Genomic DNA, 19641 nt, shown 5'->3' on the forward strand with positions numbered 1-19641 from the left:
GAACGGCCAGCCGGAAGGCAGCGTCACCGGGCTACCTGCATTAGCGCAAGTCCGGGTTAAGCGTATAGGTACCGGTTACCCGGGCACTGGCCAGTACATGGCCCGCCATGGCTTCCCGCACAGCCGCGCCGTCAAACTCCCCATCCAACCCCAAACTTTCCACGTCCAGAGCATGCACTTCGTAGTGGTAGTGGTGGATGATTTCATCGTTCCAGGGTGGACACGGGCCGTCGTAGCCACCGTAGGTGCCAGCCATATCCGGATTGCTTGCCAGGAACTGGGTGAAATTATTCACGCCGCGAATGCCAAACGGTCCCGGGCCGGGTTCCTTGCCCTTGGGGATCACACCATCGCTGTCTTCGCCTTCGGGAATGCGGGATGTGGTGGCAGGGACATCCACCAGCAGCCAGTGGAAGAAATCCACCCGGGGAATGTCTTTCGACACAGTTTTGCCTTCCTGGTTGGCGTCATCAGCAATACTGGGTACGTCCGGGTCAAACATCATCACCACAAAGCTTTTGGTGCCCTCTGGCGCATCTTCCCAGACCACCTCCGGATTACGGTTAGGGCCAAAGCTCATATGGTCCTGTTCGTTGTAGACACCGAACGCAAATTTCTCCGGCACCGGCTGGCCTTCCTCAATACCTCGAACCTTGATTTTCACCGTTCTGGTCTCCTTTACTCTCAAGTGTTTTGTTTGCCTGATACCATGGTTTTAACAGTGGTATCGTAGCTCTGTCCAGATCCATATCTCCAGCTAACGTAAGGATGAGCCTGTGAGCAATAAAAAACCAGCCAGCCCCACCACCCCCGATAATCAGCAGGATCGGGACGCTATCGCTTTCGCCCAGGGGCTGTTCGAGCTGGCCAGAAATGGCGGAACCGGCCCGCTGAATGTCATGCTGGAAGCCGGCGTACCTATCGACATCCGCACCAGTTCTGGCGACAGCCTGCTGATGCTTGCCTGTCGGAACGGCCACCTGGAAACCGCCAGCCTGTTGTTGGAGAGGGGCGCCAACCCCGACCTTTGCGATAACCAGTTACAATCACCGCTGATGGTCGCGGCCATGTCCAATCGTGTTGATTTGATTGAGCGCTTGCTGGAAGCAGGAGCCGACAAGCAATCCGTTGATACGAACGGCCATACGGCATTGGACCTGGCAGAAAGCTCAGGAGCCGAGGCGGCGGTTGAGCGTTTGCAGAACGCTTAAGCCTCACGGACGAAACAGGTCAGGCGTACCTCAATGGTGACCGACAACTCCGTCAGCGCTTCTGCGTTGCTGCGTCGCTCGGCTGTCGCTCTATAAAAATGGGGGGTCATCGCCAGCAGATCACTGATCGATTCTTTTTCTTCAAGAGCCAGTTGATATCGGATCACCTCCGTATCCGCCTCCACAAAACCTTCAGGCACTGATTTGTGAGTAGCAGTTTCGGGCTTTACCGACTCATAGACAATTTCCCGCAGCTCCCGCAAATGATCCGGCCCCGCATCCACCTGCAACAGCACACCACCGGGCCTCAGCACGCGGGCAAACTCCGGGTACACCGGAAAACCGAACAGGCAGAGTACCCGGTCAAGGCTGCCGGGCAACACCGGCAGGTTGGCATTACTGCCGACAACCCAGCGAGGGCGTTTGTCCTGCTTCGCAGCCGCCAGGGTGGCCCACTTGGAGATATCCAACCCCATCAGCGACAGCGCGGTGCTATCCTCCGCGGCCTTTGCCAGCGCCCGCAGATAGTAGCCTTCTCCGCAACCGGCATCGAGACAATTCAGGGCCGTGCCGTGGTCCGGAGCATCAGACAGAATCAGGCGGTTCACCGCGTCCGCAATAGGCTGGTAGTGACCGGCATTCAGAAAGCGACGGCGGGCCGCAACCATCTCCTTGCTGTCGCCGGGATCGCGGGAGCGCTTTTTCTGTACCGGCAAAAGATGCAAATATCCCTGGCGCGCCAGATCGAAATTATGGCCCGTGGGGCAGCACCACGATGATTGCACCGGCTCAAGGGGATCGCCATCAAGAGGACAGGCAAGGCCGTTGAAAGGTGCCACAATCATCGGATGGAAGACTCCGGCTCGGCCAATTGGCTTGAGAACCGCCGGGCAAATGCCCAGAATAGCGTCGCAGTGATCAGACGAGGAAAACCACCGTGAAGGGCGAGATTATCCATTATACGCGGGACGCTCTCGGTGGCATTCTGGTGATCGACTATCGCAAACATCGGGTAATGACCTTTGATTCGGTGTTTGAACAGAGCAAAATCGACCGCCGCAGACCTCATCTTCCCGTCCATGAATACAGCCGCGCGATGCTGCTGCCGGTAGCCTTCGTAAGGCCTTCCCACGTAACCATTCTGGGCCTGGGTGGCGGGGTGATGGCCAGCGCGCTGCTTCACCTCTTGCCCGACTGCCGGGTTCACGCGGTGGAATTGCGCCCCAGCGTGCTGCAAGTAGCCCGTGAGTATTTCAGCCTGCCAGACTCCGCAAACCTGAGCCTCACCATTGGCGACGCCCGGGATGCCCTCGGCAACGCACCAAACAGCAGCACCGACTTTATCCTCGCGGACCTTTACAGCTCCGAACGTATGAGCCCGACACAGGCGCAGCGTGAGTTTATCAGACAATGCAGCCGGGCACTCAGCGACAATGGCTGGCTCGCCATCAACTATCACCGCACACCGGACATTAACGGCCCGTTTTTCCGCCAGCTTCGCGGTGAGTTTGCCGTTCTGTTGCTGTTCAAGAGCAAAACCAACAACACGGTGATCTTCGCCAGCAAGCGCCCCTTTGAACTACTGCATTCAAAGGACCCGGCACTGGCGGGTCTGGAAAAAAGCCTGCCCATTGACTGGCGCCGGCTTATGGCGAGGGTTATCCGTCTTACCTGAGCGGCCACAAAGCCCGGCCATCGGACTCCGTTTCTCCTCACAAAGTAGCACGTCGACAGCCCGCAGGTAGCATTGTGCCCGCCCGGCAAACCTCTAGCATTGGACTGACAAACAAAAAGAAAACTCTGGAGAGATGCCATGCCCGGGCGGCTGTTGCTGCTGTTGGTTCTTGTCTGCTTTGCTCCGGCGGCGCAGAGTGCGCTGGACGACGACAAGCAGGCAATGATTCAGGACCTGTTCCCCAAGGCTACTGAAATCCGTGAGCAACTGCCGGATTATCCGGTTTACCCCGTGTATCAGCTACAGGAGTTGCTGGGTTACGCCTACGAGTCCCTCGATCTGAGCCGCCTTCAGGGGTTTGCCGGCAAACCGATCAGCATGCTGATCGGGCTGGACACCCGCGGGCGGTTTACCGGCGTCCGCATTCTCAATCATCATGAACCGGTCTTCCTCCACGGTCTTGGAGAAGAGCCTCTGTTCGAGTTCATTGATCAGTACGAGGGCCGCTCACTGACAGAACAGATCGTGGTCAGTACCGGCGGCAACCGCTCCGGTAAGGATGCGGATGGCAATGTAGTGCGCTTTGACGGCGTGAGCAAGGCTACGGTATCAGTTCTGATCATCAACGATACCATCCTGTCGTCAGCCCTCAAGGTGGCGCGGGAAAAACTGGACGGATTCAGTCAGGAGGCGCCAACCCGAGCCCGGGCAGACTTTTACCAACCGCTGTCCTGGTCGGAACTGGTTGACCGCGGTTACATCGGCCACTTCCGTCTCAGCCCGGACGGGTTCGAGACAGCAACCGGATTCGCCCTTTCCGACTATCCTGAAACTCCGCAACCAGAGCCCGGCGAACCCTTCACGGAATTGTTTTTCGGTTATGTGAACTCCCCCATGGTGGGCCGTAACCTGCTGGGAGATGAGGGCTTTTCGCAACTGAAAGAACGAATCGGCCCGGATGCCCAAATTATGATGGTTATGTCCCGGGGCCTGTATCCCCACCTGTCCGACGACTTCACGCCTGGCAGCTCACCAAACCGGCTCGGGTTACAACAGAACAACCTTGCCGTCGAGATTCGCGACATCAACGTGTTTGATCAACGCATCCGTCTCGGTATCGATGGCATGCCCGATGTGGCAATGGCCTCGTTGTTCCGGGTTGGTGGCAACGCCGGATTCAATCCGGGTGCTGAATCCACCCTAAAAATGAACGTTACCCTGCGCAAAAACCACCTGGTGGCCGACAGCGCCCAACTCGATATCCCGGTCGCCTTCGCCGATGAGCTGTTCGAAACCGTCGCGGTTGCTCCCAGACCGGAAGACACTCGTCAACCGGTATGGATCGGGCTGTGGAAAGAGCGCTGGCTGACAATTGCAATACTGCTCGCCAGCCTGACTATTCTGACGGTCTTTTTTGCCCGCCAGCGCACCCTGAGCCGTTATCCAAAACTGGTCCACCGCTTCCGTTGGGGATTCCTGTTCTTCACGCTGTTCTATATTGGCTTCTACATCCAGGGACAGCTTTCGGTGGTGAATATCTACACTCTGTTCATGGCTATCTGGGACGGCTTCTCCCTGAACGTGTTCCTGATGGACCCGGTGTTGTTCATTCTCTGGATCTATACGTTCATCAGTCTTTTCATCTGGGGCAGAGGTCTGTTCTGTGGTTGGCTGTGCCCGTTTGGTGCACTTCAGGAAATGGCCGCATGGCTGGGGGAGAAACTGAAGTTCCGGCAGGTAAAGGTGCCGGAGAAATGGCACCGCAGGCTGATCCTGCTGAAATATCCGATTCTGCTGGTACTGGTTGGTACTGCCTTTTATTCACTGGAACTGGCGGAAAAGCTGGTGGAGGTGGAACCCTTCAAAACCAGCATCACACTCTTCTTTGTGCGCTCCTGGCCCTTTGTGCTCTATGCCGTAGGCCTGTTGGTGATCGGCATGTTTATCCACAAATTCTATTGCAGGTATTTGTGCCCACTGGGGGCAGGGTTAGCGGTTCTTGGCAAACTTCGCCTGTTCAGCTGGCTGGACCGGGTAGAGCTTTGCGGAAAGCCCTGTCAGCATTGCAAGAACAGCTGTGGTATCGATGCCATCCGCAAAGACGGCCGCATTGACTACGACGAGTGTATTCAGTGTCTCGAGTGCGTGGTCATTCTTAAAGATGGGGATCAGTGCGTGGACAAGCGCCTGGAGAGAAAGCGCCAACGCCAAGCAAACATATTGGCGACGGATGCGGGCTGAGCCGCACCCGTGGATTTAAAGCATCAAGCAGGTTACTTTTTCTTTTCCCAGGCAAACTTCTGGAACGGTTCATCAACCGGCGTCTCCGCGATGTGGTTGATGTAGTTGCTCAGCGTCTTCTGGGAGAGCACCAGGATGACTTCCAGAACCTGGCGATGCTTATAGCCGGCTTTGTAAAACGCGTCCAGGTCTTCCTTGCTGACATTACCCCTCTTGTTCATCACCGCAAGGGTGAAGGTTCTCAGGGCTTCCAGCTTATCGCTCGGAAGAGGCGTTTCATTGCGCAATGGTTCGATGATGGCGTCTGATACTTCCATCATCTTGGCAATGCCGGTGTGTGCGGGCACACAGTAGTGGCAGGCGTTCTCAACGTTGATGGTCTGCCAGACTACGGTTTTCTCGTCGTTGTCAAAGCTGCTGTCCAGCACTAGCTGATGGAGTGTCTGATAGGCCTCCAGCGCACCTGGCGCTTCTGCCATCACACCATGTAGCCCGGGAATCATGCCGAAGCCCTTGAGGGAATTCTCCAGAAGCGGTCTGGATTTTTCCGGTGCGGATTCCACATCGTGAATCGGGAAATCTGACATAACGTTTTCCTCTGAAATCTTTTTTTGAATGATTACTCAATTACACCTCTACCGTAACTGTTATTGAACGTTCACTCAAGTTATCATTAGTAAAGATGACAATCGTCAGATGTTGGTAGACGCAATGGCCAGAAATGCTCGGTATGATCGACAAGTCGCCCTTGAAAAGGCAATGAACCTGTTTTGGGAGCGGGGATACAACGGCGCCTCCATGAAGCAGATCGAACAGGCGCTGGACATGCGCCCGGGAAGTATTTACGCCACGTTTGGGAACAAGGATGGGCTTTTCGGAGAAGCCCTGGCTGCCTATGCACAGCAGGGAGGTGTTGATCTTCAGGAACACCTGGCCGGGTTTGCGTCAGTGCTGGATGGGCTGCAGAGTTACCTTCGCCATGTTGCCCGCCGATCGAGCCCGGAAGAGGTGTCGCCATCCCGGGCCTGCATGATTGTGAAAACACTGCTGGAGGCAAGCAATACCAACACAGCCATCGCAGATCAGGCGAACGCTATTCTGGGCGTCATTGAACAGTCCCTGACAGATCTGCTGGAGCAGGCAAAAACCCGGGGCGAACTGATGCCTGACACCAATTGCGCGAGGCTGGCGCGTTTACTTCAGGCGCAGCTTATTGGTCTTCGCTCGTTCGCCCAGCGGGACATCAGCGCTGAAAAGGTCCGTGAACTTGCGGACGATATGGCAGCGATACTGGACTACTATCGCGCCCGCCACTGAGCCTTTTTTTTAACTTCAGGAACACTCTGTTATGGATAACCTGCACCATATCGTTGTCGTAGGTGGCGGCGCTGGCGGCCTTGAACTGGTCACCCGCCTTGGCAACAAGCTTGGAAAGAAACACAAGGCACGAATAACACTTGTGGATGCCGGTCTGACCCATGTCTGGAAACCGTTACTCCATGAAGTAGCATCCGGCTCCCTGGATGCCAATGCCAACGAGATCAACTATCGCGCTCATGCACGCAAGCATCACTACGAATTCCAGTTGGGCCGGATGAACGGGCTTGATCGTGATGCAAAAGAAGTGGTGATTGCTCCCTTTCTCGATGGCGATGAGCAGGAAGTAGTACCCGAGCGCCGCATTGGCTATGACACGCTGGTAATTGCAGTTGGAAGCAATGCCAACGATTTCGGAACCCCAGGCGCAAAGGAACACTGCCTTTTCCTGGATAGCCTCAAGCAGGCGCGGCGTTTCCATAACCTGATGCTCAACGCTTTTCTGCGCAAAAACCACGAAGCCAATTCCGGCAACGGCCATGAACTGCCCATCACCATCATCGGTGCCGGCGCTACCGGCGTGGAACTGGCCGCCGAACTGCGCCTGGCTTCTCGGGAACTGCCGGTTTACGGCATGAACAAGCTGCGGCCTGAAGATGTCTCTATCACTGTTATTGAGGCGGCTGAACGAATACTGCCCGCGCTACCGGCGCGGCTGTCTGCCGCTGCAACCCGTGAACTGGAACATCAGAATGTCCGTGTGATGACCGGCCAGCCCGTCAGTGAGATCCATGAGGGCACTCTGGTCATGAAGGATGGCACCGAGCTTGCCTCCGAGATGACCATATGGGCGGCGGGCATCAAGGCTCCTGAGTTCCTGTCAGAGCTGGAAGGACTGGAGACCAATCGTGGCAACCAGATAAAGGTCAGACAAACGCTCGAATCCACCACCGATGCGGATATCTTTGCCTTCGGTGACTGTGCGGAATGCCCACAGCCAGACTCGGATCGCCCGGTACCACCTCGCGCACAAGCAGCACATCAACAGGCAGATGTGCTGTTCAAGACTCTGCGCAATCGCCTGGAAGGCGGGGACGCGGTGCCTTTCGTCTACAACGATCATGGCTCGCTGATCAACTTCAGCCGCTACACCACTGTCGGTAACCTGATGGGAAACCTTTCGGGCCGCAGCATGTACATTGAAGGCAAAGTAGCGCGCCTGTTCTACGTCTCCCTGTACCGTATGCATCAGGTGGCTCTGCACGGTTTCCTTCGCACCAGCATTATCTGGCTTATGGACCGGATTACCCGCGCCATGCATCCGCGCCTGAAACTGCACTGACACGAAGCCCAAACTGTTATTATCGAAGTTTACTCCCGAACCGGAGCATGAATGGATCCGATTCTTACCCTGATCGGCGCGCTGATGCTGGTGATCAGTATCATGCTCAGCCCGCTGTCCAGCAGACTGGGAATGCCGGTACTGCTGATCTTTCTTGTTGTCGGCATGATGATGGGGGAGGACGGCCCCGGCGGCCTGCTGTTTGACGACTTTGAGCTGGCATTCCTGATCGCCAACCTGGCCCTTGGTGTCATTCTGCTGGATGGCGGTATGCGCACCCGGGCCGAAACCTTCCGGGTGGGATTACGCCCGGCTCTGGTCCTCGCAAGTTTCGGCGTGTTTCTGACCGCTGCCGGAGCAGGGCTGGTGGCCTGGTGGGTGTTTGATCTGCATTGGCTCAACGCACTGCTCATTGGCGCCATTATCTCCTCCACAGACGCTGCAGCCGTATTTTCCCTGCTTCAGGGCCGCGGCCTTCATCTCAATGAGCGCGTCAGCGCTACCCTGGAAATCGAATCGGGCAGTAACGATCCGATGGCGATCTTCCTCACCCTGATGCTGGTTACCATGATTGAGGCCGGTGGCGCCTCCGAAGGCTGGATGGCCCTGGTGATGCTGGTAAAACAGTTCGGCATTGGCGGAGCCGTGGGCGTGGCCGGCGGGTTCATTGTGGTAGAAATGGCCAACCGCATCAGGCTCACGCCGTCACTCTACCCACTCCTGGTCGTGGCCGCCGGCATCATGGTATTTTCAGGTACCAATGCCCTGGGTGGCAGCGGCTTCCTGGCAATCTATCTGACCGGCGTGGTAATTGGTAACCGGCCCGTGCGCATGATGCCGATGATACTCCAGGTTCATGACGGCCTGGCCTGGCTGGCCCAGCTTTGCCTGTTCCTGATGCTCGGTTTGCTGGTAACACCTTCTGAGCTGTTACCACTGGCTGGCGGCGGGCTCGTTCTCGCATTTGCGCTGATTTTCCTGATACGGCCGATCACAATAATGGCCACACTCTGGCCATTTGGCTTCAACCGTCGTGAACTGGGCTTTATCAGTTGGGTCGGTTTGAGAGGTGCAGTACCAATTGTACTGGCGCTTTTCCCGATCATTGCGGACATTCCCCAGGCCCAGCTGATATTCCATGTGGCCTTTTTCATCGTGCTGGTATCGCTGTTGGTACAGGGCACCACCATGGCACCACTGGCAAGAAAACTTCGGCTTGAGGTTCCAACTGGAGAAGACCCCTATCGACGCCTGCCTCTGGACGTTCCGGCTGCCGGTGATCACGAATTGATGCTTTTCCCACTCAAAGGTTCCGCCTGGGAAACACCAAAGCCACTTGGACAGCTGCGCCTTCCCGACAATACTGCCATTGCCGGCGTCTTCCGCAAGCGCACTTGCCATCAACCCACACCGGATCTGGAAGTATCCACCGGCGACGTTCTGGCCATGTTTGCCACACCAGCCGTGCTACCAGAACTGGGCAAGGCCCTTAGCGGGCGGCATGCACCGCGTTATCTTGCAGAGCGAGCGTTCTTCGGTGATTTCGTACTCAATGGCGATGCCCTGCTAGGTGATGTGGAACAGGTCTACGGTATCGAGTTCGACGAATTGCCACCAGAACTGTCACTCGCCGAATGCTTTGCCCGCCGCACCAAGGGACACCCTGTCGTGGGTGACAAGGTAATACTGGGGCCGGTTACGCTGGTTGCCAGGGCAACTGAGGCCGACCGGGTGACAAAAGTAGGTCTGAAAATGGACAATGAATAAAGTTCTTTAACAAAATCACGTCAAAACATTGGTTCGATTAACAAAATTCCTGTGCTATAACGTGTACAAACAGTAATGAATGATTCGGCATGCTATTGAAGAACGTTTTACCAATTACCGGCTCGGTGATCACCAATCTGAAAGCCACCTGCATCATGGCCCTGGCCCTTCTGGTCACCTTTGCGGGCAGCCCGGCAACCGCATCGGAATTGCCGATGGGCGCCATGGCTGAAGCACCGGAGGTCAGCGAGGTGCTGGTTCGCAAAGAGGAGCGCCGGCTTTACCTGCTGTCTGGTGAGCAGGTAGTCCGCAGCTATCGCATCGGGCTCGGTGACAATCCGTCCGGCCACAAGCTTTTCGAGGGGGACAAGCGCACCCCCGAGGGGGAATACGTGCTGGACTGGCGCAATCCTGACAGCGACTTCTACAAGTCCATCCATATTTCCTATCCGAACAAACAGGATCGCGAACTGGCTTCATCCTGGGGCCTGGATCCCGGGGGCAGCATCATGATTCACGGCCTGCCAAACGAAGCGGGAGACATGGCATTTGCTTTTCTGGGCCTGGACTGGACGGATGGTTGTATTGCCGTCAGTAATGAAGAAATGGACGAAATCTGGCAACTGGTCGCCGACGGAACCCCCATCAGAATCCTTCCCTGACACCACTGGTCCTTCGCCATTCCTGCATCGTAAACCGTTACGGCAGAATTAAGTTGTTGTCATAACCTGGGAACTTTTACGTATCCTTAGTTAACATTTTCGTGCAGAGTGTTTTACACTGTTTAACGACGCCGTTAGCAGCTATCGCTATCGGCCCCGATTTGACAGAAAGTCTGCAACAACGACTTCTGGAACGCAGGAAATAAAACGACCAATAAGGGGATTTACAATGCGTAAACTGACGATCGCAGGGTTTGCACTGGCCACCGCACTGACAGCAGGTTGTGCGACTAACGACCAGGGCGCTATCGATGAAGCAAATGCAAACGCTTCTTCCGCCGAGCAAACTGCTGACAATGCACTGAACACCGCTAACAGCGCTTCCAGCGCAGCACGCTCCGCTCAGCGCACAGCTGACGAAGCTCTGGCCGCAGCCAAAGCTGCCCAGAAAGCTGCTGACGAAGCCAACGAGCGCGCCAAGCGCATGCTCGAGCGTGCCAGCCAGAAGTAAGGCTGTTGCGTCATGAGAAGGCCGGGAAATCCCGGCCTTTTTTGTGCCTGAAACTCCACTCCGTCATGAATCGTCGTTATCGTTCTTTGGAGCCTCTGGCTCTGGGGAGGTCTTGGTAGAGGACTTGCCCATAAACGTCGACATCATTTCCAACGGCAGTGGAAACACAATCGTCGAGCTGTTGGTGTTGCTCATATCCGCCAGAGTCTGCATGTAGCGCAACTGCATGGCGCCAGAATTCCTGGACATGACTTCCGCGGCCTCAACCAGTTTCTTCGACGCCTGCAATTCGCCCTCGGCATGAATAACTTTGGCGCGCCGCTCCCGTTCCGCTTCTGCCTGCCGTGCAATGGCACGAATCATCGACTCATTCAGGTCAACATGCTTGATCTCGACATTGGCAACCTTGATACCCCACTCTTCGGTCTGGGAGTCAATAATCTCCTGGATGTCGGAATTGAGCTTGTCGCGCTCGGACAGCATCTCGTCCAGATCGTGTTTACCCAGTACCGAACGCAGCGTGGTCTGCGCCAGCTGGCTGGTTGCCGAGCCGAAATCCTCTACCCGGATGATAGCACGCTCGGGATCGACCACCCGGAAATACAGCACTGCGTTGACATGCACCGTGACGTTGTCCTTGGAGATCACGTCCTGGCTGGGCACATCCAGAACGATAACCCGCAGATCCACCCGCACGATCTGTTGTATGCCGGGGATAACGATGATCAGGCCCGGGCCTTTGACTCCCTGGAAACGGCCCAGAAAAAACACCACACCACGCTCGTATTCCGGCAGGATCTTGATTGCTGCCCCCAGAATAAGCAGTAGCACCACCGTGGGTGCGATATAGGGAATCAGGTCGGTAATATTCATAACGTCTCCTTCGTTGGCTCGGGTTCAACATGGACCGTCAACCCCTCAATGCTCGATACATGCAGTCGGTCTCCCGCATTGACAGGCGCCTGGCTCACGGCATTCCAGCGTTCACCGCTCAGGCGGACATGCCCTCTGTAGTGCCCCTCCTGCTCCCGGAACCCATCAAGCGCTGTCACTTGCTCATGAACGATCTGTTCACTGCCACTGACCGGATGTTTCCGGCGTAAGCCAATAAAACGAACGACGGTCCAGAGCGTGAATCCAGCAACGACCAACGCAGTGCCGCCGATCGTGGGCAGGGAAATATCCTGGTGGCTACCATCCATCAGAATGATGGAACCGGTCACGAAAGCAACAATACCTCCTACCCCTAATATTCCGAAGCTTGGCATGAACGCTTCTCCGACAATAAAGGCAAGCCCCAACAGGATCAGCGCCAGGCCTGCGTAGTTGACGGAGAGAACCTGGAAGGCAAACAGCGCGAGAATAAGGCAGATGGCGCCAATCACACCCGGGAAGACAGCGCCCGGATTGGACAGCTCGAAGATTATGCCGTAGAAGCCGATGATCATCAGAAAATACGCTACGTTCGGGTCAGTGATCACCGACAGCAAACGGGTACGCCAGTCCGGATCAGCCCTGGTCAGCTGCATATTAGCTGTGGTGAGTGTTTTTTCACCGTCGGCCATTTTTACGGTATGACCGTCGAGCTGCTCCAGCAAACTGGTCATGTTGTCGGCAACCACATCCACTACCTTCTTTTCCAGAGCCTCCGTAGCTCCCAGATTAACCGCCTCTCTTACCGCCTCTTCGGCCCAGTCGGCGTTACGACCGTGGCGCTCTGCAAGTCCGCGGATATAGCTGACCGCATCCTCAAGAACTTTGCGCTCCATCGCCGAGCCGCCCCGACGTTTTTCGGAATCAGACTCGCTACCGGGCGACGCGTCTTCGCTCTCCTGCCCCTCGCTACTGTCCGACCCGGTATCCTCTTCTTGCTGCGGAGACTCTTCAGAGCCTGGCAGGCCACCCATCTGTACCGGAGTGGCGGAACCCAGGTGGGTAGCCGGCGCCATGGCGGCCACATGGCTGCCATACAGTATGTAAGTGCCCGCACTGGCTGCACGCGCACCGGCAGGCGAAACCCAGGTGACCACCGGGACCCGCGACGAGAGGATTTCCTTGATAATGCCGCGCATGGAATCCATCAGGCCACCGGGAGTGTCCATCTGGATAATCACCAATTCAGCCCCTTCAGATTCGGCACGGCGAATACCCCGCACCACATAATCCATGGTGGCAGGGCCTATGGCACCGTCGACAGTGAGGACAAGACCGATGGGGGAGTCATCTTCCTGTTGTGCGAAGACGGTATGGGTCAGCGAACCCAGGGAAAGAACAAGGCCGAGGAGGAAGGTAGCCAGCCACCATTGCAAGCGGCTGGACGGAATTGATCGGGTGGCTCGGTTTGCGTTCATCACTCCTCCCGAATCCGCTCAACGGATCAGAACAGGCGGGCCAGGGCCACGATAAAAGGCGCACGATTCACTTTTTCACTTACTCTAGTACGAATATAGTCGGGATAAGGGTCACACACACGTATCGGCGGCAGTGATCAGAACCATAGACGCTGTTCTCTGCCGTTGTTTTCGTCAGGGGTGTTTCGCAGCGGCTCGGTACCTTCATTGGCTACCCGGGTAACCTGCTCACCAATCATCCGTGGTAGTCCGTCAGCCTGGTCCACGGCAAGCTCAATGGCCATACGCTTAACTTCCACGCCGGGCATTTTGCTGCGGAAACCTTCAACAGCGTTTGAAACTTCGCGCCAAAGCTTCTCACGGTCCTGCTCGCTGTAGTCCTCTTTTGGCCGGTGTACTTCCAACCACACTTCATTACCTTTCATACCAATCTTTACCGGCTCCCTGATGACCCGCACTGGCGTACCCTTGCTGACTTGATACACAAACCGGGATATATCCTCGTTATACATGCGGAAACATCCGTGGCTGACCTGCATTCCAACTCCGAACAGCTTGTTGGTACCGTGAATCAGGTAACCTTTTTCGCTCAGCATCAGCGCATGGGTTCCGAGGGGATTGTTTGGCCCCGGGGGAATCATTCTTGGCAGATAATCTCCTGACGCCTCGTACTCAGCGCGGATACTCGCAGGCGGATACCAGGCAGGCGACTCCAGAGGCATAGTCACTTTGGCATCAGTGAGCGGCGAAGGATTATCCTCTGTGCCAACACCTACCGGGTACACCTGAACACCGTTCTCGGTAAAGTAGTACAAACGATACTCGGCCAGATTGATGACAATACCTTCTCGCTCCACGTCGGGTAACACATAGTGACGGGGTACGGTAATGCGGGTACCTTCACCAGGAAGCCAGGGGTCCACCCCCGGATTGGCTTTCACCAGCTCAAGATAGCCCAGGCTATCGCGATTACCGATCGCAGCGAACGTATCTTCATAGCGGGTCGAGATTACCGACAGCTGCCCGGCCAGATCACCCTCGATATCGAATGTCGGTACGCGGGGCTTATTGGAGATCTCATCCTCGGAGTTTTCGCCACTGAGCTCTTCACCCGCAGCCTGTCGCTCGGATTCCGCCTGTAGTGAGGGGGCCAGCACCAGTGCGAGCCAGAAGACGATGAAGCCAGTGAACTGTTTACAAACCATAAGTTTCAAATCCGGTATCCGGCATTTCAGGTTGCTGACACGCCGGGTCAAACCGACATCAGGGCTGTCCACAAAGTAACAATTGCCAGAATCAGGAACAGAATGCTTGCCCCGATCCGGGCCGTCGCCAGTGGCAGCCGATCCATAAGCCATTTACCAGCCATGATAACCGGTATATTGGCTAAAAGCATACCAACTGTGGTTCCCAGAATAACCCAGAAGGTCTCGGTATACCGGGCCGCCAGAACCACAGTCGCTATCTGGGTTTTGTCACCAATTTCCGCCAGGAAAAACATGATGGTCGTCGCCATGAAAGCACCCATGCCGAGAAAGGCGGAGTCTTCGCTGCCATCCTTGTCCGGAATCAGTAACCACAGGGCAATAGCCACAAAGCTGACAGCCAGGATCCAGGGTAACCAGGTTTTCGGTATCCACTGTGCTATCCAGGCGCCCAAAAAAGCCGACAGGGCATGATTGAGTATGGTGGCAACAAAGATGCCCAGGATGATGGGCAGGCGTCTGGCGTAGCGGGCGACCAGGAATAACGAGAGTAACTGGGTCTTGTCGCCGATTTCTGCAATGGCAACCGCCACGGTTGAGGCAAGAAAAGCGTCCATGAAAAACTCCGGGGCGGACATTCAGACATGAGGCAGCTCACCGTCCGCCCAATGGAGGTGAAACTGCCTCAGGTCTTGCCAGTTCCACCGCTGTCCGGGTGAAACATGATAGCCACGGAGATTGAGCTCCAAGTGTGTTGACTACCATCCGCGCCATCAAAACCGACCGGCACGGAGGCTACTCCCCTGAAGAGTGCGGAAATCTTAATCAATTGCTTCGGGAATGACAACTATACGCGCATTTTCCATACTGGAATCGCGGCCACCGCCACGAAAACTGCCACCAGCCACCAGGCGGAATGAAAGGCGTCGATAGTAGGTATGCCGCCACTATGATCGCCAAACTCAATGGTCAGCGCCACAATGTTCACGCCAAAGGCGCCACCGAGCTGGCGCGTGAAGTTGATCGTGCTGGAACCGGCGCCCAGCTGTTCCGGTGCCAAGGGGTTCAGGGCACCCGTGGATAGAGCCGGCAGCATAAAGCCGATACCGATACGTCCCAGCACTGTCCACAGGGCCAGCCAACCAAAGGCCAGCTGCAGATCCGAAAGCGCGAACAGAATGGCGGAGGCGGCAAACAGGATAATTCCGAAAATAACCAGTTTACGGGCACTCAAACGATCCGCCAGTCGACCGGCCAGGGGAAAGGTCATACCCAGTACAATGCCCGCGGGCAGCATCAGCAGGCCAGCCTGGGTTGCGGAAAAGCCGAGGGACGTCTGGACAAACAGCGGTACAAGATAAGTGGAGCCAAACAGCGCAAGCCCCAGAGCCATGGCCCCCAGATTGGCATATACAAAACTGGGACTTCGCAAAAGGCCAATATTGACCAATGGATATCGGGCTTTGCGTTCACGGACCACGAACAGGAACAGGAGGAAGAGCGCCATGACACCTTCAACCAGAATCCGTCCTTCCTGTCCGCTGAACTGTTGCAGCCGGTTCAGGGCATCCAGGGACAACCCGATAGTGGCGCCCAGCAACGCCAGCCCGGGCAGGTCAAACCGGTAAGGTAGCGGGCGGGAAACCGGAACCGGAAGAAAACGCCAGGCCATGAACACGCCGGCCAGGGTAACTGGTACTGGCGCAAACATAACGAAGCGCCAATCCAGCTGGTCCACCAGAAAGCCGCCCAATACCGGCCCCAAGGCAGGGGCCAGAATGACGCCCATGCCATAGATGCCCATAGCCTGGCCGCGCCGGTTGCGCGGGAAGATCCGGAACACCAGATACATGCCCATGGGCTGCATCAGCCCTGCCATGGCGCCCTGTCCGATACGGGCCGCGATCAGTTGTTCCGGTGAAGATGCAAAACCGCCCAGCAGGGATATCAGCGTAAACAGGAGCATGGCCGTAGCCAGGGTCTTGCGAACGCCAAAATGGTCGAGCAGCCATGACGACGCCAGCATGGTGGTCGTCATGGCTGCGATAAATCCGGTGGCCAGCCAGTGAACCTGACCCTGGCGAATACCGAATTCCAGCATGATGTCGTGAAGGGCAACGTTTACCACGGTCGCACTCAGCACGGTTGCCATGGTGCCCAACATCACCGTGGCCACGGCAAGCCAGCGCCAGCGTTCACCGTATCGGGCTTTCAGGCCCTCAACCGTGTTATCACTCAGATCGACAAACCTCCAACCGGACAGACACGGTTATTTCTGGCGCTCGGCGTTATCCATGATCTTGTGGAAGACTGCCACCGCACTCTCGATGTCCTCGTCACTGATGCCTTCCAGCATTTCATCACGCAGCTTCGCGGCTCGTTCCGTCAGCACATTCATGAACTCTGTGCCGTCGGGTGTCAGGTGGAGGCGGCGGGCACGACGGTCATTCGGGCAGGGCCGGCGCTCAATCAGACCCTGCTGTTCAAGGCTGTCCAGCAACCGCACCAGAGTCGGGTTCTCTATAGCCATCAGGCGAGCGAGTTCGCGCTGGGTCAAGCCTTCCCCGCCTTTTTGCAGGTAGACCATCGTGGTCCAGCGAGCCTGGGTCACACCCAGGTCTTTAAGGCGCTCGTCCAGCAACTTGCGCCAGCGCCGGGTTACTCTGGCGACGGCAAAGGGAAACTGATCTCTCATGGTCCGAAACTCCGGTAAAGGATATCAACAACTTACAATTATAACGAATGCAACTGCTGAACGTTGCAGTAATGAATAGCGTCACCAATAGTAAGCTAACCATTGACATAAAAACAGATATGCAAGGCAAAACAGAATCGGGGAAAACCGAGAGATTGAAATGATCAGCCGGTTTGGCGCAGCTCTTCTTCCTTCATCTCCACCACTTCCGGTGACTCCTGAAACTCCTCGTTGCGCGGATCCATTTCCGTCAGTACCGCAGAGGTCTCGGGCATGGCAGGGATAAAGTGCTCCTGATCGGCCACCAGCACGTCTTCGGTATGGCTAATGCGATAACTGGTAAGCACTGCCAGCAACGCCAGGAATCCGGCATTACCGAAGAACAGGCCTTTGGGGCCAAGCACGGCTACCAGTTCTGCCATTACAACAGGACCAATAACGCTGCCCACGCCATAGCTCAGCAGCAGCGTTGCGCTGGCGGAGACAATACGGCTGCTTTCCATCCGGTCGTTGGTAATGGCCACTGCGATCGGATAGAGCGTGGCGGACAGTCCGGTAAACAGGCCCACCATCAGGGTCAACAACCACATGTGTTCAGCACCGTAAACACCCACGGTTACCGCTGAAAGGCCTGCCATCACTGCCACCCAGAACATCACACGGCGGCGATCAAAACGGTCACAGACGAGGCCCAGGGGCCATGCCAGAATCATGGCTGCAACGATCGCGCTGGCCATAAAGGTCGAGACCCGGCTGACCTCCAGGCCGACAAGGGTGGCGTAAACCGGACCCAACGCATAAAAGGAGCCGATCATCACACCACAGATCAGCGCTCCGGACACACCTGTAAAGGACTCCCGGGCGAGCGTAAAAAATGACAGGCGTTTATGCTGCTCTATTACCGGAGCATCCATCCGTGTCAGGGACAACGGCACCAGCGCCAGCGTCAATAGCACCGCTGCCAGCGAAAACGGAATGAACGAGGCAGGCTCACCCACATTGATCAGCAACTGGCCACCGGCCGCGGAAAGATAGAAAACAATCTGATAGATCGCGAACAACGCACCACGGTTGGCATTGGTTGCACGGCTGCTGAACCAGCTTTCGATGACCACCAGAACACCGGCCACACTGAAACCGGAAAGCGCACGCAACAGGGCCCAGAACAGTTCCGACACCGCCATGGGATATAGCAATGCGCACACCGCGGCCATGGCGGCAAACACTGCGAACGCACGAATATGTCCGACACGGCCAATGATGTGGTGCACGTACAACGTGCCCAGCACAAAACCAATGGAATAACACACCAGAATCCAACCAATGATATCCGGCGATACCGCCTCGATACTCAGACGGACACCCAATAGAGTCATCAAAAAGGCATTACCACTGACCAGCAGGACTATACTGAGAATAAGGGCTGAAAGTGAGGTGACCATGCGGGTCATCAGACTGGCTCCGGCGTATTGGCAAAAAGATGGAAAAGCAGTGTGTGAAAAAATAGCAGCAATACCGGAACATTGCCGAAAACGAATTAAAGCAGGGCCTTGCGAACTGCACCACTACGCATTTGCCGAAGTTTTGAAACGACTTGTAGCGCTGCAGCCATCGGATTTAACATTATTTTACATTAAGGTGACGTAACACACGCAGACGGCCCGAGGGGTTAACATGAGGCAGCTATTAATACTGGCCATTTTAAACCACGAGTCTCTCAACTCATGCAATCCACACTAACCATGAGCGCCTGGTTATGAAAAAAACGGACTGGCCCATTCGGTGGGATCTGTTGCTTCGCTACCGGCTGATTGAAATTATCGCCCTCTGGGAAGGACGGCTCACTACCAACCACATATGCCACAGTTTTGGCATAGGGCGACAGCAGGCTTCCAAGGATATTAACACCTACCTGCGGGAACTGGCGCCAGATAATCTGGTTTACGACCGTCATTTGAAAGGTTACATACCTTCGTCGAATTTCAGCCCAGTGGTCACTACCGGCCATGCCAGCGAGTATCAGGATCTGCTGGCACGACAGGACAGCCTCAGTGACACCTTCGAATCGCTGAACCTCAGCTTTCCGGACAGCACCATTGTTCGCGGCCCGCAGCGCATCGTAAAACCGGAAGTCATGAGGGCGGCTGTTTCCGCTACCCGTCACGGCAGAGTGATGAAAGCAGAATACGCATCTCTCAGCCCGGCAGGAGTCACGCAGCGAACACTTGAGCCCCACACCCTGGTCTGCGTCGGGCAGAGCTGGCACTTGCGCGCCTGGTGTGACTCCAACCGTGAGTTCCGGGATTTTGCCCTCAGCCGCTTCCGTGGCAAGCCGGAAACCATTCGCCAACGTAGCCGCCATACCAGCCAACACGACGATGACTGGAACCGCCAGGTTTCTCTGGTGATGGTGCCTGACAGCCGGCTGAATAAGACACAACAGGAGATCATTGCTGCCGATTATGGCATGCGTGACAGCTACCTGGAGCTCACCACCCGGGCAGCCCTGGCGCCTTATGTGCTTTCACGTCTCGGGCTGGACAGCGACAGTCGGCATCCGGACCCGATGGTACAACAGCTGGAACTGGCCAACGAGGAGCAGCTTGGCATCGCCGAGTCCGCCCGAGAGAGAGCTATTAAAGCGGTGGCGGGGCTCTGCTAGAC

Annotated in this window: 19 protein-coding genes; 9 read left to right on the plus strand and 10 right to left on the minus strand. The window is 56.1% G+C overall.

The genetic code is table 11. From position 1 onward, the window contains the following. Positions 1 to 40: 40 nt before the first annotated feature. On the minus strand, positions 41 to 664 hold the full coding sequence (locus M8010_RS01435) for a YbhB/YbcL family Raf kinase inhibitor-like protein (protein WP_250087101.1): 624 nt from the start codon (positions 662 to 664) through the stop codon (positions 41 to 43). Positions 665 to 776: 112 nt separating this feature from the next. Between M8010_RS01435 and M8010_RS01440 the strand changes: the two genes are divergently transcribed. Next, entirely contained in the window at positions 777 to 1211 is a 435-nt protein-coding gene (locus tag M8010_RS01440; protein ID WP_250087104.1) for an ankyrin repeat domain-containing protein, read from the plus strand. Here the strand turns inward: M8010_RS01440 and M8010_RS01445 are convergent. Further along, positions 1208 to 2056, minus strand: coding sequence for a putative RNA methyltransferase (locus tag M8010_RS01445; RefSeq protein WP_250087107.1), 849 nt, complete (start codon positions 2054 to 2056; stop codon positions 1208 to 1210). The genes M8010_RS01440 and M8010_RS01445 overlap by 4 nt on opposite strands. A 92-nt stretch (positions 2057 to 2148) precedes the next feature. Between M8010_RS01445 and M8010_RS01450 the strand changes: the two genes are divergently transcribed. Together M8010_RS01450 and M8010_RS01455 are read left to right on the plus strand one after the other, a co-directional pair. Next, on the plus strand, positions 2149 to 2886 hold the full coding sequence (locus M8010_RS01450; protein WP_250087110.1) for a spermidine synthase: 738 nt from the start codon (positions 2149 to 2151) through the stop codon (positions 2884 to 2886). 138 nt (positions 2887 to 3024) lie between these two features. Further along, positions 3025 to 5127 (plus strand): NosR/NirI family protein, encoded by a 2103-nt coding sequence (locus tag M8010_RS01455; protein WP_250087111.1) that lies wholly within the window; start codon positions 3025 to 3027, stop codon positions 5125 to 5127. A 32-nt stretch (positions 5128 to 5159) separates the two neighbouring features. Here M8010_RS01455 and M8010_RS01460 read toward each other — a convergent pair whose 3' ends face one another. Then, positions 5160 to 5714, minus strand: coding sequence for a carboxymuconolactone decarboxylase family protein (locus M8010_RS01460; protein WP_250087113.1), 555 nt, complete (start codon positions 5712 to 5714; stop codon positions 5160 to 5162). A gap of 124 nt (positions 5715 to 5838) precedes the next feature. Between M8010_RS01460 and M8010_RS01465 the strand changes: the two genes are divergently transcribed. The 5 genes from M8010_RS01465 to M8010_RS01485 all read left to right on the plus strand — a co-directional run bounded on the left by M8010_RS01465 (position 5839) and on the right by M8010_RS01485 (position 10726). Then, on the plus strand, positions 5839 to 6444 hold the full coding sequence (locus M8010_RS01465) for a TetR/AcrR family transcriptional regulator (protein ID WP_250087116.1): 606 nt from the start codon (positions 5839 to 5841) through the stop codon (positions 6442 to 6444). A gap of 31 nt (positions 6445 to 6475) precedes the next feature. Next, on the plus strand, positions 6476 to 7786 hold the full coding sequence (locus M8010_RS01470; protein WP_250087117.1) for an NAD(P)/FAD-dependent oxidoreductase: 1311 nt from the start codon (positions 6476 to 6478) through the stop codon (positions 7784 to 7786). A gap of 51 nt (positions 7787 to 7837) precedes the next feature. Then, positions 7838 to 9553 (plus strand): potassium/proton antiporter, encoded by a 1716-nt coding sequence (locus M8010_RS01475; protein ID WP_250087119.1) that lies wholly within the window; start codon positions 7838 to 7840, stop codon positions 9551 to 9553. A gap of 155 nt (positions 9554 to 9708) precedes the next feature. Further along, positions 9709 to 10215, plus strand: coding sequence for a L,D-transpeptidase family protein (locus tag M8010_RS01480; RefSeq protein WP_502846197.1), 507 nt, complete (start codon positions 9709 to 9711; stop codon positions 10213 to 10215). A gap of 229 nt (positions 10216 to 10444) precedes the next feature. Continuing rightward, the gene (locus M8010_RS01485) at positions 10445 to 10726 is read left to right on the plus strand and encodes an Lpp/OprI family alanine-zipper lipoprotein (protein WP_250087123.1); all 282 of its coding nucleotides are present in this window, start codon (positions 10445 to 10447) and stop codon (positions 10724 to 10726) included. Between the two features lie 63 nt (positions 10727 to 10789). Here the strand turns inward: M8010_RS01485 and M8010_RS01490 are convergent, their stop codons facing one another. From M8010_RS01490 to M8010_RS01520, 7 genes are all read right to left on the minus strand, one after another. After that, positions 10790 to 11599 (minus strand): slipin family protein, encoded by an 810-nt coding sequence (locus tag M8010_RS01490; RefSeq protein WP_250087125.1) that lies wholly within the window; start codon positions 11597 to 11599, stop codon positions 10790 to 10792. Then, positions 11596 to 13077 carry an NfeD family protein gene (locus tag M8010_RS01495; protein WP_250087127.1) on the minus strand — a complete coding sequence of 494 codons (1482 nt, stop codon included), beginning with the start codon at positions 13075 to 13077 and terminating at the stop codon, positions 11596 to 11598. The genes M8010_RS01490 and M8010_RS01495 overlap by 4 nt, the downstream gene beginning before the upstream one ends. A 137-nt stretch (positions 13078 to 13214) precedes the next feature. After that, positions 13215 to 14282 (minus strand): L,D-transpeptidase family protein, encoded by a 1068-nt coding sequence (locus tag M8010_RS01500; protein ID WP_250090078.1) that lies wholly within the window; start codon positions 14280 to 14282, stop codon positions 13215 to 13217. A 47-nt stretch (positions 14283 to 14329) separates the two neighbouring features. After that, the gene (locus tag M8010_RS01505; RefSeq protein ID WP_250087129.1) at positions 14330 to 14899 is read right to left on the minus strand and encodes a TMEM165/GDT1 family protein; all 570 of its coding nucleotides are present in this window, start codon (positions 14897 to 14899) and stop codon (positions 14330 to 14332) included. Positions 14900 to 15129: 230 nt separating this feature from the next. Further along, positions 15130 to 16521, minus strand: coding sequence for an MDR family MFS transporter (locus M8010_RS01510; RefSeq protein WP_250090080.1), 1392 nt, complete (start codon positions 16519 to 16521; stop codon positions 15130 to 15132). Positions 16522 to 16551: 30 nt separating this feature from the next. Next, positions 16552 to 16977 carry a transcriptional regulator SlyA gene (slyA, locus tag M8010_RS01515; protein WP_250087131.1) on the minus strand — a complete coding sequence of 142 codons (426 nt, stop codon included), beginning with the start codon at positions 16975 to 16977 and terminating at the stop codon, positions 16552 to 16554. A gap of 164 nt (positions 16978 to 17141) precedes the next feature. Then, complete coding sequence (locus tag M8010_RS01520; protein ID WP_250087133.1) at positions 17142 to 18428, minus strand: MFS transporter; 1287 nt, start codon at positions 18426 to 18428, stop codon at positions 17142 to 17144. 305 nt (positions 18429 to 18733) lie between these two features. On the opposite strand from M8010_RS01520, the gene M8010_RS01525 reads away from it, so the two are divergent. Further along, complete coding sequence (locus M8010_RS01525; RefSeq protein ID WP_250087134.1) at positions 18734 to 19639, plus strand: helix-turn-helix transcriptional regulator; 906 nt, start codon at positions 18734 to 18736, stop codon at positions 19637 to 19639. The last annotated feature ends 2 nt before the right edge of the window (positions 19640 to 19641 follow it).

Origin of the sequence: Marinobacter sp. ATCH36 (assembly GCF_023555055.1) — a bacterium.
In the GTDB taxonomy this organism is placed as follows: domain Bacteria; phylum Pseudomonadota; class Gammaproteobacteria; order Pseudomonadales; family Oleiphilaceae; genus Marinobacter.

Excerpts from the sequence above, each read along its gene's own strand:
- M8010_RS01500 (WP_250090078.1), bottom strand. The coding sequence starts at position 14,282 with ATGGTTTGTAAACAGTTCACTGGCTTCATCGTCTTCTGGCTCGCACTG.
- M8010_RS01520 (WP_250087133.1), bottom strand. The coding sequence starts at position 18,428 with ATGACCCGCATGGTCACCTCACTTTCAGCCCTTATTCTCAGTATAGTC.
- M8010_RS01480 (WP_502846197.1), top strand. The coding sequence starts at position 9,709 with ATGGCCCTGGCCCTTCTGGTCACCTTTGCGGGCAGCCCGGCAACCGCA.
- M8010_RS01525 (WP_250087134.1), top strand. The coding sequence starts at position 18,734 with ATGAAAAAAACGGACTGGCCCATTCGGTGGGATCTGTTGCTTCGCTAC.
- M8010_RS01495 (WP_250087127.1), bottom strand. The coding sequence starts at position 13,077 with ATGAACGCAAACCGAGCCACCCGATCAATTCCGTCCAGCCGCTTGCAA.
- slyA (WP_250087131.1), bottom strand. The coding sequence starts at position 16,977 with ATGAGAGATCAGTTTCCCTTTGCCGTCGCCAGAGTAACCCGGCGCTGG.
- M8010_RS01465 (WP_250087116.1), top strand. The coding sequence starts at position 5,839 with ATGGCCAGAAATGCTCGGTATGATCGACAAGTCGCCCTTGAAAAGGCA.
- M8010_RS01475 (WP_250087119.1), top strand. The coding sequence starts at position 7,838 with ATGGATCCGATTCTTACCCTGATCGGCGCGCTGATGCTGGTGATCAGT.
- M8010_RS01455 (WP_250087111.1), top strand. The coding sequence starts at position 3,025 with ATGCCCGGGCGGCTGTTGCTGCTGTTGGTTCTTGTCTGCTTTGCTCCG.
- M8010_RS01445 (WP_250087107.1), bottom strand. The coding sequence starts at position 2,056 with ATGATTGTGGCACCTTTCAACGGCCTTGCCTGTCCTCTTGATGGCGAT.
- M8010_RS01470 (WP_250087117.1), top strand. The coding sequence starts at position 6,476 with ATGGATAACCTGCACCATATCGTTGTCGTAGGTGGCGGCGCTGGCGGC.
- M8010_RS01505 (WP_250087129.1), bottom strand. The coding sequence starts at position 14,899 with ATGGACGCTTTTCTTGCCTCAACCGTGGCGGTTGCCATTGCAGAAATC.
- M8010_RS01485 (WP_250087123.1), top strand. The coding sequence starts at position 10,445 with ATGCGTAAACTGACGATCGCAGGGTTTGCACTGGCCACCGCACTGACA.
- M8010_RS01490 (WP_250087125.1), bottom strand. The coding sequence starts at position 11,599 with ATGAATATTACCGACCTGATTCCCTATATCGCACCCACGGTGGTGCTA.
- M8010_RS01460 (WP_250087113.1), bottom strand. The coding sequence starts at position 5,714 with ATGTCAGATTTCCCGATTCACGATGTGGAATCCGCACCGGAAAAATCC.